This window comes from Chitinophaga polysaccharea, assembly GCF_902150045.1.
In the GTDB taxonomy this organism is placed as follows: Bacteria; Bacteroidota; Bacteroidia; order Chitinophagales; family Chitinophagaceae; genus Chitinophaga; species Chitinophaga polysaccharea_A.
Map to the genome: position 1 here is coordinate 818,213 of NZ_CABFVU010000004.1, position 13,651 is coordinate 831,863.

Genomic DNA, 13,651 nt, shown 5'->3' on the forward strand with positions numbered 1-13,651 from the left:
TCATAGGGTGATAGTAACTGGTGGGAGAGAACCATTCCATAGGATGAAAACGCAGTTGCAATGATAATAAAACATTACCAAAAAACGCTATTTGTTTTCCTGGTGTTTCCAGAGCTCCTGGAAAGCAGCGCTGTTGCTGCGCAGGTAATGGAAGGTGCCTTCAGACACAATGCGGCCCTGGTCCAGTACGTAGATATAATCAAATTGCGGCAGCAGGTGCAGCCTGTGCATGGCGGAGATGATGGCTTTATCGGAAAACGCCTGGAACATTTTTTCGTAGATCATAGCTTCTGTTTTAGGATCTACGCTGCTGGTGGGTTCATCCAGGAGGATCACCTGGCTGTTGCGTGCCGCGAGGATGCCGCGGGCCAGTGCGAGACGTTGTTTTTGTCCGCCGGAGAGGTTCACGCCTTTTTCCCGGATATCGGATGCGAGCCCCTGGGGCAGCATTTCCACCACTTCTGAAAAATGGGCGCTGCTGCATACTGCCATGATCTCTTCCGGCTGAAAGGGCAGGCCTAGTGTAATATTGTATGCTATGGTGTTTTCAAAGATCTCGGGCTCCTGGGGGAACAGGGTAACGCTTTCATTAACGGTAGCTAACGGTAACGCCTCTCCGTTTACCTGTATCGTTACTCCGGGCTCCGGCTCATACAGGCCGCGTAAAATGGCCAGCAGCGTACTTTTTCCGCTGCCGCTTTCCCCAATAAGAGCGATCTTTTTCCCTTTTTCGATCAGGAGATGGAGGTCGTGCAGGCGCTGTGGACCGGCATTATCTTCATACGTGGCGGTGTGGGAGAAGCTCAGCGCGCTGATGCTGATCCGGTTCCAGTTGGCCGGCAGTTCCGGCGCTACATCCGGGCGGTGATGCTGCGTATAGGCTTCACTGATATTCCCCGCGGTATCCACTGCCGTATTATATTGTACCACATCTGTGTACTGCCAGGCAACGTCCTGGAATACGCTGGTGAACTGGTTTACATAACCAAGGAGGGTTACCAGCCCGGCCACGTAAAAGATTTCGCCGGGTACCCAATGCTGGAAAACGTAACCCACCGCTATTACGCAGTATATCAATGAGATCATCATTTCGGCCACAAACCATTTCCATTCGTTGATCACGGTATTTTTCCTGAAGGGCTTCAGGATGCGCTGTATCTTTGCCAGCAGGCCGTTTTCCATGCTTTTCTCCAGGCGCAGGGTGATCACTGTCATAATATTGGAGAGACTGTCGAACAGCGTTGCCGACACCACATGCTCGCCTTCATTAATTTCATTGAGGGTGCGGATAAAGGGGCGGTCGAACCGCAGTACGATCCATATGCAAAGCACGCCCAGCGCAATACCTATACTCCCGTACAGGGGGGAGAAATACAGCATGGCGATCATAGAGAAGAGCAATTTACAGATGGCGTGGAGATACATAAAGCCCCGTTCAAAGAATTCTTTCAGGGCCTCATATGCTTTCCGTATGCGGTTAATCACTGAGCCGCTGTGGTTATCCTGGTGCCATTTCACGGGAAGGTGCAGGGCCTGGTGGTATCGTTCCTGGAGGAAGTTCCGGCTCAGGTTAAAGGCCAGCTGCCGTTCCATGATACGGGCCGGGCCATGAAAGCACCATTCCAGGAGTTTAAGCCCGAAATAAGTACTGGCAAAGATCATGGTATAACGGGGCAGGTTAGGGCTATCGCGCTGTATGCTCCCTATGAACCAACCGAACAATACGGGGTTCAGGGAAAAAACGACATTGGCCATCAGGAACAGGAAATAGACGAGCAGGTATTTCTTACGCTCTTTCCGGGCATATTTCCAGGCTGTTTTCAGTAACGAGATATATGGGTTAGGCATGTTTCCGGGTTTATCATCGATCCTTAAAAGTAGTATTTTAACAGCAATTTGTGTTGTTCTGACAGTGAACAAAACGTGGCCCCGGCTGTTATGGTACGATATTGGCATTCCCTCTTACGTAAAAACTTACCATATGAAAAGATTCTTTGTATTAAAAACAGCGATGCTTCTTTTACTGGGCGCCGTTATTTCTACCAGTCTTTTTGCGCAGGAAACAAAAGCGCAGAAGAAAGCAGACAAAACAGCCAGGATCAAATCACTGATAGACTCGCAGAATTACGTTTTCGTAGCGCAGAACGCGCTGCCTATGAGTGGCCGCATGCGTAACCTTACATCGGAATACAATGTAATTGTGGGAGCGGATTCCGTGATAAGTTACCTGCCATATTTTGGCCGGGCTTATACTTCTGTGGATTACGGTGCTACAAAATCGCCACTGGATTTCAAAACCAAATCCTTTGATTACAACATTACACCGGGTAAAAAGGATGGCTGGAATATCACCATTAAACCCAAAGATCACAGATCGGTGCAATCGTTTAATTTAAGTGTGTCAAGCGAGGGATATGCTTCCCTCCAGGTAACGAGCAGCGACCGGTCGCCCATCAGCTTTGACGGTTATATAACGGAGCAGAAAACCAAAAAGAAGAAATAAGCGGATTTTGTATGACTCAATGATTACGCTGATTATACTGATTTGTTTGATTTGATCACTTTGGATTTTTAAATGATTTGGGGGAGATATAAGCGGGTATTACTCTCTTATATCTCCCCCAAATTATTTTAAAAAAATCAGGAAAATCAGTATAATCAGCGTAATCATTGAGTCATACAAAATCCGCGTACATTAGCAGGGTAAAAAAATTACAAATGGATAATCATACAAAGATCACAACACTATTCCTGGACATAGGCGGTGTATTATTAACCAACGGATGGGACAGGGCCGCGCGCAAGCTGGCTATCCAGACCTTTGACCTGGACGCCCTGGAAACAGAAGAACGGCATCATCTCACTTTTGATACCTATGAAGAAGGTAAACTTACCCTGGATGAATACCTTACCCGGGTGGTATTTTATAAAGAGCGATCATTCAGCCGGCAGGATTTCCGTGATTTTATGTATGCTCAATCGGCGCCATACCCGGAGATGCTGGAACTGATCCCGAAGCTGAAAGAAAAATACAAGCTGAAAATTGCGATCGTAAATAACGAAGGCCGGGAGCTGAATGAGCACCGTATCCATCATTTTAATATCAGCAGGTTCGTTGACTTTTATATTTCCTCCTGCTTTGTGCATTTCCGTAAACCGGATGCGGACATTTATAAAATTGCACTGGACATTGCACAGGTAAAGCCTGCCGAAGTAGTATATGTAGAGGATCGCTCCATGTTCATCGACGTAGCAGCGGGGCTGGGTATTAACGGCGTTTGTCATACCGACTATGAAAGCACGCTTACGAAGCTGGCGGGTTTCGGGTTGGTGTTGTAGAGCGCATTCGGCGGCGGATTTTGTCGCGCATTCTGTCTGACTCAGGATTAAACTTATTATACCTGATTAGGTTGATTTGATTTCTTTGGATTTAAAAAGATTCAAGGAGATTTAAGCGGATACTTTCGCCTGAATCTTTATCTTTAATGATCATTACAAGATCAAATCAGTTTAATCAGGTGAAATAAGTTTAATCCTGAGTCAGACAGAATCCGTGGTAGTTATCCGCTTCATCTCCCTAAAACTATTTTCAAACTTTCAGCGTAAAAGCAGGCCAATCCGCTTAAGTCTCCTTGAATCTTTTTAAATCCAAAGAAATCAAATCAACCTAATCATGGATCAAGTTGAAAAGTTGGGGGATAGGATAAAAAATAGTTTTTTTGCGCCCAATTAAGATTAATAGCCATGGATAAGAATTTTAGCCTTCTGATCGAGGCTCTGCTACCAGAAGGGATTTTATATTATTTCGAGATAGCTGATGCTTGTCAAAGTGAGACTGAAATAAGTATTTATTTAGAAGAAAAGAATATTGTTCCAGCTGAGCATCAGCATAAAAAACTTCACGCCAAAGACTTTCTTCCTCCCGTTGCTGTTCAGGATTTTCCTATCCGCAGAAAGAAGGTTACTTTATATGTAAAGCGGCGTCGGTGGGAGGTTGTAGCCACCGGAGAAACAGTAACAAGAGATTGGGAAATAGTGAAAAAAGGAACGCGAATGACATTGGAATTCGGTTATTTTTTAAAAGGACTACTTAGATAATCACCCCATCAGCCCCGTTCAACTTGGCCATCTTTACAATGTTGACGGTAAACAACTCGGGCAACAATACAAACATCATTTAAGTGATTTTTCCAGTTGGGAGCAGAAAGAACATGCTACTGAATGGATGCTTTTTGAACAAAACATTGGTGCCGCTTTAAGTATAGACGAGACAGCCTTTTCCAGTGGAGAACTGTATACAATTGTCACTAATAAGCTGGCCAAAGGGCGCAAAGGCTCAATAGTGGCTATGATCAAGGGCACTCAGTCTGAATTTCTGAAAGAAATACTGTTTAAAATCCCTAAGCGCCTGCGTAGGATGGTACAGGAAGTTACCATCGATATGTCTGGTAGCCTTAATAGCGCTGTTAAAGCCTGTTTCCCTAACGCCCATCGGGTGATAGATCGCTTCCATGTGCAACACCTGGCTTTTGATGCGGTACAGGAAATCAGAATAAAGCATCGCTGGGAAGCCCTGGAACAGGAGAATCTGGAATACGAGCAGGCAAAACGAGCCGCAATGAAGTATGAGCCAGTCAGGCTCGCTAACGGCGATACAGCTAAACAGCTGCTGGCCAGAAGCCGATACTTGCTATTTAAGCATCCCAGACTATGGACCAGAGAGCAGCAGCAGAGAGCGGAACTTTTATTTAGTCATTACCCCCTTATTCATAAATCCTACCAGCTATCCCTGCGACTCGGTGAGGTTTACAGACATTGTAAGTGTAAAGAAGAAGCATTTAAGAAGCTGGCTTTGTGGTATAATGACGTGGAGGAAGCGGGGATTTTATCCTTCAAGACCGTTGCCAGGACTATCAGAACTCATTATCTGGGTATCCTCAACTTCTTCAACAACAGAGCCACCAATGCGGCGGCAGAATCATTCAATGCAAAAGTAAAGGCCTTTAGAAATGCACTACGAGGGGTGCGGGATGTAGAATTCTTCCTCTATAGATTAACTAAACTCTATGCTTAAAATTTATGGACATCCCCCAACTTTTCAACTTGATCCCTAATCAGGTGAAATAAGTTTAATCCTGAGTCAGACAGAATCCGTGGTAGTTATCCGCTTCATCTCCCTAAAACTATTTTCAAACTTTCAGCGTAAAAGCAGGCCAATCCGCTTAAATCTCCCCGGATCTTTTTAAATCCAAAGAAATCAAATCAACCTAATCAGGTGAAATAAGTTTAATCCTGAGTCAGACAAAATCCGCGCATCGTCAAAGGAGTTTTTTACCGCTGGTGTAATTTTTTTTCCCCCGTGCACCACTTTGTTGTAATTAATTTCTATTTTGGCACCCGTGATTCAAATTTAGCACAGTCCCACGTTTAGCGATAGTTGAGAATTTAAATTTCATTAACAATTGGGAAGTACCTGTACAAAAAAATTGATGTATCACCTGAAACGCTAAAAGCATTTAGCAATCAATGTAAACTTTTTAAAAAAAATCCAGATCTATGCTTAGATGGAACAGGTTCCGTCCAAAGTTGACACAGTTACGTGCGTACGACCGGAGAACTTTGGTATTGATTTTAAGTATTGGCAGTTGTCAACAGATGATGGCACAGAACAAATTGCCATTAACAGATTTATCTGCATTCCAGCAGCCTGCAGCCAATTGGCGTATAGCCGGCGGGGTTAAAGCAGACCTGCAACAGAACAACCTGCTGCAAACAACTGCAGGTACCGGTATCCTGGTAAACCTGCCGGAAAAGAATGCACATGGTAAAGACCTTTTCAGTACGCTGGAACATGGTGACCTGGATCTTGAACTGGATTATATGATGTCTAAAGGTTCTAATTCAGGCATTTACCTGCAGGGAAGGTATGAAATCCAGTTGCTCGACAGCTGGGGTACCTTAGCTCCCCGCGCATCCGACAACGGAGGGATCTACGAACGCTGGAACGACAGCAAGCCGGAAGGGCTGCAGGGCTATGATGGCCATGCTCCCCGTCAGAATGTAAGCCGCGCTCCCGGTTTATGGCAGCACATGAAAATTTCCTTCCAGGCCCCCCGCTTTGATGCCGGCGGCAATAAAATCGCCGATGCCGTTATCCTGAAGCTGGAACTGAATGGCGTAACCATCCAGGAAAACGTAGTGCTTTCCGGACCTACCCGCGGCGCTGTACAAAATAATGAAGTGCCTTCCGGTCCGCTCCGTATCCAGGGCGATCACGGCACCGTGGCTTTCAGAAACATCGTGATCAATAACTTCAGCGCTCCCAAACCAACCCTGGAAGATGTAAAATACAGCGTGTACAAAGGCAGCTTCGATAAAGAACCCAACTTTGCTACCCTGAAACCTGCCGTTACCGGAACCTCCCCGCTGCTTACCTCCAACATTGCAGGTTTGCCGGACAATGAGTTCCTGGTGCGCTACACCGCTACTCTGGCCATTAAAGCAGCCGGTAAATATCATTTCAACCTGCATACATCCGGCGGCGGCGGTGTGCTGAAGGTGAACAACCAGCAGGTGATCCTCCCAAGGGGCTGGGATGGCCGCGGCAGCATTGACCTGCAGCCGGGTAACTACCCTGTGGAAGTATTATACGTCAAAAACACCGACTGGGCTAAACCGTCCATTACTTTATCTGTAAGTGAAGCAGGTATCCGCGAGTTCGTGATCAGCGATACCAATGTACCCGCTGATGATCCCACTGATCCTATCCTGGTAACGGCCAACGAAAACACAGTTTTGCGCAGTTTCATGGATGTTCGTGGCGGCAAACGCGTGGTACACGCTGTGTCTGTAGGCAGCCCAACCAAAGTGCATTACACCTACGATATGGACAACGGTCTGCCTTTCCAGGTGTGGCGCGGCGAATTCCTGAACACCACGCCTATGTGGCATGACCGCGGCGATGGATCTTCCCGCCCGCTGGGTACCGTACAGGTGCTTACCAACCAGCCTGCACTGGCTATTGGTAAACTGGCTACCAAAGAAACTGCCTGGAGCGCGGATACTACAGGTACCGGCTTCCGTCCAACCGGTTATTCACTCGATGAAAGCGGTAAACCTACTTTCCGTTATAATATCTATGGTACCGCTGTAACAGATGATATCAGCGTGCTTCCGGAAAACCAGGGCATTCACCGTACCGTTACGGTGCAGCAACCTGCCTCCGACCTGTATCTGCGTATAGCCGTAGGAGATAGTATAGAGCAGGTATCCCCTGGTTTGTATGTGATTGGCGATAAATCCTATTATGTGAAGATGGATGATGCCAAAGCGAATCCCATTATCCGCAATCAGAACGGCCGCGCGGAGCTGATAGTGCCGGTACAGGCGAAAACAGGTTATGCGGTTATCTTCTAAGCAGCAATACTAATGACTATTATGAAACTGAACTATAAAAGAATTACAGCAGGAATAGCCGCAGGTATGTTCCTGATGACAACGGCCATCACGCCTGTAAAAGCACAGGAGTCCCCGAAGGAAGAGGACTTTTTCCGCATCGCGCGCATCAGCTCACCAGAAGGCACCCTGCTGGAAGTAGGGGGCCTATGCACCCTGCCTAACGGCGACCTTGGTGTGGCTACCCGCCGCGGCGATATATTTATAGTAGAGAATCCCACCAGCAAATCACCCTACTTCAGGAAAGTGGCTTCCGGGCTGCATGAGGTACTGGGACTGGCCTATAAAAACGGTTCTCTCTACTGCGCACAACGCGGTGAGCTTACCAAAATGACCGATACCAATATGGACGGCAAAATGGACCTGTTCGAAACCGTATTCGCATGGCCCCTGTCTGGTCACTATCACGAATACAGCTTTGGCCCGGTGCTGGGCACAGATGGCTCCTTCTTTGTTTCCGGCAACGTTGCCTTTGGCGACGAAGAATGGTGGCGCGGTGAAAGCCGTGTGCCCTGGAGAGGCTGGATGATGCACATCACTGAAGACGGTAAAATGGAACCATGGGCTACCGGTTTCCGCTCTCCCTGCGGACTAGGTACCATTGATGGTGAACTGTTTTATACAGAGAACCAGGGCGACTGGATGGGATCCGGTGGTTTAACCCATGTGAAAAAAGGCAGCTTTGTAGGACACCCGGCCGGTTTACGCTGGACCAACCTGCCTAATTCACCAGTGAAGCTCACTACAGAAGAACTTTACGCCAAAGTAGATCCCCGTTTCCGCAAGGACGCCAACGGCCGCGCTATCAAACCTGAAAACGTAGAGAACGAAAAGTTTGTGACACTGTTTGATATGAAGAAATATTTTCCTGAAGTACAGGTGCCGGCTGTTTGGCTGCCACACGGTGTTTTAGGGATCTCCAATGCACAGCTTACCACCATCCCCGAAGGAACCTTTGGCCCCTTTGCCAAACAGGTGCTGATCGGCGACCAGGGACAAAGTAAAATCGTAAGGGTATACCTTGAGAAAGTGAATGGAGAATACCAGGGCGCCGCCTGGGATTTCAGAAGCGGTTTCCAGTCGGGCGTATTACGTTTGGCCTGGGGTAAGGACGGTTCCCTCTTTGTAGGTGAAACCAACCGTGGATGGGGCTCCGCCGGCGATGCCAACCAGGGTCTGCAACGCCTTGTATGGAATAACAAGGTGCCGTTTGAAATGAGAACGGTAAATGCGATGCCGGATGGTTTTGAAATTACCTTCACCTTACCGGTAGATAAAAAGTATGCAGAAGACATCGCTTCCTACAACGTGGAGAGCTTTATCTATAAATACCACCCCGTGTACGGAAGCCCTACCGTTAATACCGAGAAGCTTACCATTAAAGGGGTACAGGTATCTCCTGATGGTATGAAGGTGCGCCTGGTGATCGACGGGCTGCGTCAGTACTACATTCATAAGTTGTCGCTGAACGGTATCCGTACCCAGGAAAATTCCTATTCACTGGTACACCCTGATGTATACTATACGCTGAATAACATCCCGGATGGGGCCAAACTGGCGGTATCTGCACTGAGCACCAAAAACTCTGCAGCCAAACCAGCTACCACTGCCACTAAAGTAGCAGAGGCAAAAGCAGCTTCCACAGCAGCAAAAACAGCTCCTGCAAAAACGCTGACCTATGAGCAGGTGAAGCCATTGCTGAACAAATACACTTGTTCTTCCTGCCATAATCCTGATAAAAAGCAGGTTGGCCCTGGTTTCCGCGATGTAGCCAAAAGGAATTATTCTGTTGCCAAAATACTGGCGCTGATAAAAAATCCGCAGCCGGAAAACTGGCCTGGCTATGCTACGCCAATGCCTCCGTTCCCGCAGGTGCCACAGGCAGATGCGGTGAAGATTGCCACCTGGATCAACTCCCTGAAATAGGTAATTGCATCATAAAAAAATGGATCGGATATACTTTGTATCCGATCCATTTTTTTTTTATGAAAGACAGTCATCGGCGGGTGAACTTTTTTTCATCACCCCTGTTAACTATGTATCACTATGAAAAACACCTATAGCGGCAAGGCCCTCCTGTATTTGTTTTTCCCATACATGACACTGATAAAGAGACGGTTGATAAACAGGCACAACATCTTGTAGATAATCCGAGATGTGCAGGGGCGGGCCCTTAAGCGATGTAGCGCCCGCCCTTTTTATTCAGGTAAGGCTGAACATGAACCCGATCCCGTAAATATTGCGGATACTGATATTTTCATTCCCCTGGAAGTATTTGCGGAAGCGGGATACAAATACATCTAAACTTCTTCCTACAAAATAATCATTTGTTCCCCATACCTGGTGCAGGATATCTTCCCGGCGGATCACTTTATTGCTGTTGTGATAGAAGTGCAGCAGCAGGTCGCTTTCCAGTGGTGTAAGAATAGTTTCTTTCCCGTTGCCGGTGAGTTTCAGGGAATCTTTGTGAAAACGCATACCGCCAAGTTCAATGGCATTACCGGTGGAGATGCTGTTAACGGTCTGGTTCCTTTTCAGGATGTTTTTAATGCGGAGCACCAGTTCATCCACATCAAATGGTTTTACGATATAATCATCCGCCCCTATTTTCAGGCCATACAGCCGGTCTTTCTTTTCACTGCGCGCCGTAAGGAAAAGGAACGGAACATTGGGTTGTATTTTTACCAGTTCCTGCGCCAGTTCAAAGCCATCCATTTCAGGAAGGTTGATATCTATCAGTACAATATGCCAGGCAGAAGGAGTAGCCGTAAAAGCCTCCAGCGCCGCCCGGCCGTTTTGTTGCCAGTCGACAGAGAAATCCATCAGCTCCAGGTATTGCTTCACAACGTTACCAAGATCTGTTTCATCTTCTACCAGCAGAATGTGATGTTTCATAGCGTTATATTTTTGAAGGTATGGTAATTACGAAAGTGCTGCCTGCACCGGGTTCGCTGCTCACTTTTATGGTCCAGCCGTGTGCATCCACGCATTGTTTTACATAGTAAAGGCCCAACCCCAGGCCCTTGGTGGGCCTGGACAGGTTAGGCTGATGCCGGTAAAATTTCTCAAAGATATGGCGGAGGGTGGCAGTGTTCATGCCAATACCATTGTCCTGTATAGTTAATATAATAGATTCTTTTTCCCGGGAAGTGGTGATGGTAATGATCTTCTCCGGCTGGTCGTTATACTTCACGGCGTTGTCCAGGATATTCTGCAACAGGGTAGTGAAGTGAAAAGTATCAGCTTCTATCATGAGCGGGCTGCCGCTGTTGTGAAAATCGAAGCGGATAGCCTGTTTCATGGTATTTAGACTGTATACCGCCAGTATGCCGCTGATCAGTTCATTCAGATCAGTGGTAGTGATTTTAAGCGCCAGTTTTTCCGTGGCGGCAATATTGATCACTTTTTCTACCAGGAGCTTCAATCGTTCTGCCTGCCGGTTAATGATTTCAGACAATGCAGTAACGCTTTGTTTATTATCCAGTGTTTTTTCATTCTGAATATTTTTATTGGCGACAATAATGGCCGTGATAGGCGTATTGAATTCGTGGGTAATGTTGTTAATGAAATCAGATTTCATATCCGACAAATGTTTTTGCCGGATCCATTTGAACAGGGTGATGGCAAAGAGCGTAATCACGGCCAGCAGGGTAAGTAAGCCGGGCAGTATGGTATATTTCATTTGCTGAAGCACCAGTGTGCGGCGGTTGTAGGGATCGGCATAAAAAGAAAACGACAGGGAATAGGAGTAGGGCATGGGGGAGTTGGCTACCAGCGACGAGGCAGCGCTGTTTTCATTCAGCTGCTGCAGGTTACCGCAAATAAAGAGGCCTATTTCCTTTTGCCTGTTGGCCGGGATAAGCGGGTATTTTTTAAACCGGTTATAAACGTTCACGTACTGGCTGTCTTTGAACTTGATGTCCAGCCGGTGGATACATAAAGCAAACAGCAGGGAGTCTTTGATCCCATCGTTCGCTTTGATGGCTTTCAGCATGCTGTCGGTATTCTCATGTTTTACCAGTTCCCGGATGATACGGTTCACCAGGTGCTGGGAGGCAGTGTCAAAGCTGTGACGGTTGGTATTATAAAGTTGTTCCAGGTAGGGATATTGCGGCACTATGATGCTGTCCAGCAGCGGTTGTCCGCCGGGGAACAGTTTATCGTTGGCAATAGCCAGGTTGTAGGCTTCGCCGATCCTTCCTTTTTCCACGTAGTTAAAACGACTGTCCAGCAACTGATAGGTATTATATATCAGGAAAAACTGTACGATAGCCAATGCGATAATACAGATAACCGCTGTCAGGATATACAGCTTGATGGAATGCCTCATGCTCCGCTTTGTTACTTTTGGTTGACTTTTCTTCTTCTTCAATTGTTGATAACGCCTGTTCCCGATGCTTTTAAATTCTGTTTACAATCCGTTAGGGATTTTTTAAAATTGATTAGTTTCCTGTTGGCTATTTTCACCAGTAAGATACTACTTTTTTTATATTAGAAAATCGATTTAGCATTTTTTATAAAATCCCTGTATGAAGAGATATTCAAGGTATGTATGGCCGGCCGGGGGCAGTTTTATGGCCATAGCCGCTTTTGCTGTTCAGTGTATCGCTGGTCCGGCGCAGCGGTTGGATAGGAGAGGTGCAGCCACCGCAGGCCACAGGCTGGTGGAAGATACAGCGCTGATACCGCCGCCCACCTGGCAGGAGCACTGGTTTGAGCACCGGCAGGAGATGCGCCGGGTGTTCAGCAATTCCTCCATTTCCGTGTACTACGACAAAGAAACGCCCGGAACCATTACCTGGCCGGACACACTGTTAACCAAAGTATGGAACTACACCACTCAAACCTATGGCGCCTTTGGAAAGGATAACCGCCTGTTTGTACTGCTGCATACCGGCAAGTATGCTGGCGGGCACCCATCTACTTATTTTGATGCAAGCCATGACCACCGCAATGTAATTGACGTGGGGCATGCTGGCGACTGGGTAAGCCCCACCGGCTGGAACCTGGATGCTGCAGTGCATGAGGTAGGGCATATTGTGGAAGGGGCAGCCAAAGGGGTGCATGGCTCGCCTGCGTTCCCGATATGGAAAGACAGCAAATGGATGGAGATCTACCAGTACGACGTGTACCGCGCGCTTGGCTGGGAAGCAGAGGCGCAGCGCTGGTTCGATATGCAGATGAAGGGAGCCGACAACTTTCCCCGGCCGGGTACACAGTGGTTTAAAAACTGGTTTTACCCTATCTATCATCAATATGGCGGCGCTAAAGTGCTGAACAATTTCTTCACCTTGCTGGCCGCGAATTTTCCGCGTAACGGCAACGCCTATACGCGGGATATGAATTGGGGGGAATTTATTCATTTCTGGAGCGGCGCCGCGGGCGTAAACCTGAAACCGCAGGCCACTGTTGCCTTCGGATGGCCGGAGGAATGGGAAACACAGTTCCGGCAGGCACAGAAGGATTTTCCGGGTGTAAAATATAAATGATGAGAGGCTGTATCATAACTAACTTAATGGGTGTGAGAATCGCATATACGAAAATTTTTTCCACCCGGTACCCGAGTAAAATCGGGTAAAAGTTATTTATGATACAGCCTCTTTATTTTGTAAGATGCTTTATTGGCCGATAACTGTGCTGTTCATGATCCCTGCCTTTACCTCGTATAAAATTTACGGGCCATCAGCGAAAGCGGTATCCCGATCATTACCATAAGGATAGCTATATTAATAATGGAATTCGCCAGGCGCAGCGGTCCGTGCGGTACCTGGCTTAACGGCAGCACCACCAGGTTCATAACACACCATACCAGCAGCCCGTAAACCACTCCTGTAGCCACAGGATGCTGGCGGAGGCCCGGCAGCTTCGGGTAAATAAGGAAGAAAACGAACGACCATACCAGTGCGATCAGGTAATGAAACAACAACCCCCACCACATCATAGCCGGCCCTGCGTTAAATGCCGCCTTGCCAAACACGCCGCTGCTGATGTACACCAGTATCCTGCCCACCGGCTGTCCATGACTGGCAATTGAAAAGTGTACAAATGCAGATAGGATATCCAGGGTGCCGGTAACAAGGCCAGCCAGTAAAACAGCACCTGGAAAAGAAGAAACGGCACGCATGAAATTTGTTTTTATATGAGAGATAGAAGAAGCGTTATACATCTCCTTAAATTAAAAAATTCCGCTATAAAA

Annotated in this window: 11 protein-coding genes; 7 read left to right on the top strand and 4 right to left on the bottom strand. The window is 47.2% G+C overall.

Going from position 1 to position 13,651, the window contains the following annotated elements; translation table 11 throughout:
* Nucleotides 1–87 precede the first annotated feature (87 nt).
* Complete coding sequence (locus FN124_RS27935; protein ID WP_142688068.1) at nt 88–1,848, bottom strand: ABC transporter ATP-binding protein; 1,761 nt, start codon at nt 1,846–1,848, stop codon at nt 88–90.
* Nucleotides 1,849–1,981: 133 nt separating this feature from the next.
* Here FN124_RS27935 and FN124_RS27940 point away from each other — a divergent pair, with 133 nt between their 5' ends.
* The 6 genes from FN124_RS27940 to FN124_RS27965 all read left to right on the top strand — a co-directional run bounded on the left by FN124_RS27940 (nt 1,982) and on the right by FN124_RS27965 (nt 9,381).
* Nucleotides 1,982–2,503 carry a DUF4251 domain-containing protein gene (locus tag FN124_RS27940; RefSeq protein ID WP_185937418.1) on the top strand — a complete coding sequence of 174 codons (522 nt, stop codon included), beginning with the start codon at nt 1,982–1,984 and terminating at the stop codon, nt 2,501–2,503.
* A 215-nt stretch (nt 2,504–2,718) separates the two neighbouring features.
* Nucleotides 2,719–3,339, top strand: a complete 621-nt coding sequence (locus FN124_RS27945) for an HAD family hydrolase (protein ID WP_142688070.1) — start codon at nt 2,719–2,721, stop codon at nt 3,337–3,339.
* Between the two features lie 405 nt (nt 3,340–3,744).
* A complete protein-coding gene (locus FN124_RS27950) occupies nt 3,745–4,098 on the top strand; it encodes an ISAon1 family transposase N-terminal region protein (protein WP_142685728.1) in 354 nt (117 codons plus the stop codon).
* 7 nt (nt 4,099–4,105) lie between these two features.
* Nucleotides 4,106–5,074 carry an ISAon1 family transposase gene (locus tag FN124_RS27955; RefSeq protein ID WP_142683595.1) on the top strand — a complete coding sequence of 323 codons (969 nt, stop codon included), beginning with the start codon at nt 4,106–4,108 and terminating at the stop codon, nt 5,072–5,074.
* A 482-nt stretch (nt 5,075–5,556) separates the two neighbouring features.
* Nucleotides 5,557–7,416, top strand: a complete 1,860-nt coding sequence (locus FN124_RS27960; protein WP_142688071.1) for a 3-keto-alpha-glucoside-1,2-lyase-like domain-containing protein — start codon at nt 5,557–5,559, stop codon at nt 7,414–7,416.
* A 21-nt stretch (nt 7,417–7,437) separates the two neighbouring features.
* Nucleotides 7,438–9,381: a hypothetical protein gene (locus tag FN124_RS27965; protein WP_209858847.1), complete on the top strand. Its 1,944-nt coding sequence runs from the start codon at nt 7,438–7,440 to the stop codon at nt 9,379–9,381.
* Nucleotides 9,382–9,657: 276 nt separating this feature from the next.
* Here the strand turns inward: FN124_RS27965 and FN124_RS27970 are convergent, their stop codons facing one another.
* Both FN124_RS27970 and FN124_RS27975 read right to left on the bottom strand, forming a co-directional pair.
* Nucleotides 9,658–10,350, bottom strand: coding sequence for a response regulator transcription factor (locus tag FN124_RS27970; RefSeq protein ID WP_142688072.1), 693 nt, complete (start codon nt 10,348–10,350; stop codon nt 9,658–9,660).
* A 4-nt stretch (nt 10,351–10,354) separates the two neighbouring features.
* Nucleotides 10,355–11,785, bottom strand: coding sequence for a sensor histidine kinase (locus FN124_RS27975; RefSeq protein WP_142688073.1), 1,431 nt, complete (start codon nt 11,783–11,785; stop codon nt 10,355–10,357).
* A gap of 199 nt (nt 11,786–11,984) precedes the next feature.
* Between FN124_RS27975 and FN124_RS27980 the strand changes: the two genes are divergently transcribed.
* Nucleotides 11,985–12,944 (top strand): hypothetical protein, encoded by a 960-nt coding sequence (locus tag FN124_RS27980; RefSeq protein WP_142688074.1) that lies wholly within the window; start codon nt 11,985–11,987, stop codon nt 12,942–12,944.
* A 167-nt stretch (nt 12,945–13,111) separates the two neighbouring features.
* Here the strand turns inward: FN124_RS27980 and FN124_RS27985 are convergent, their stop codons facing one another.
* Complete coding sequence (locus tag FN124_RS27985) at nt 13,112–13,579, bottom strand: hypothetical protein (protein WP_142688075.1); 468 nt, start codon at nt 13,577–13,579, stop codon at nt 13,112–13,114.
* Between the last annotated feature and the right edge of the window lie 72 nt (nt 13,580–13,651).

Bases quoted from the DNA above. Each gene is read 5' to 3' on its own strand.
- FN124_RS27935 (WP_142688068.1), bottom strand. From the start codon at position 1,848: ATGCCTAACCCATATATCTCGTTACTGAAAACAGCCTGGAAATATGCC.
- FN124_RS27940 (WP_185937418.1), top strand. From the start codon at position 1,982: ATGAAAAGATTCTTTGTATTAAAAACAGCGATGCTTCTTTTACTGGGC.
- FN124_RS27945 (WP_142688070.1), top strand. From the start codon at position 2,719: ATGGATAATCATACAAAGATCACAACACTATTCCTGGACATAGGCGGT.
- FN124_RS27950 (WP_142685728.1), top strand. From the start codon at position 3,745: ATGGATAAGAATTTTAGCCTTCTGATCGAGGCTCTGCTACCAGAAGGG.
- FN124_RS27960 (WP_142688071.1), top strand. From the start codon at position 5,557: ATGCTTAGATGGAACAGGTTCCGTCCAAAGTTGACACAGTTACGTGCG.
- FN124_RS27965 (WP_209858847.1), top strand. From the start codon at position 7,438: ATGAAACTGAACTATAAAAGAATTACAGCAGGAATAGCCGCAGGTATG.
- FN124_RS27970 (WP_142688072.1), bottom strand. From the start codon at position 10,350: ATGAAACATCACATTCTGCTGGTAGAAGATGAAACAGATCTTGGTAAC.
- FN124_RS27975 (WP_142688073.1), bottom strand. From the start codon at position 11,785: ATGAGGCATTCCATCAAGCTGTATATCCTGACAGCGGTTATCTGTATT.
- FN124_RS27980 (WP_142688074.1), top strand. From the start codon at position 11,985: ATGAAGAGATATTCAAGGTATGTATGGCCGGCCGGGGGCAGTTTTATG.
- FN124_RS27985 (WP_142688075.1), bottom strand. From the start codon at position 13,579: ATGCGTGCCGTTTCTTCTTTTCCAGGTGCTGTTTTACTGGCTGGCCTT.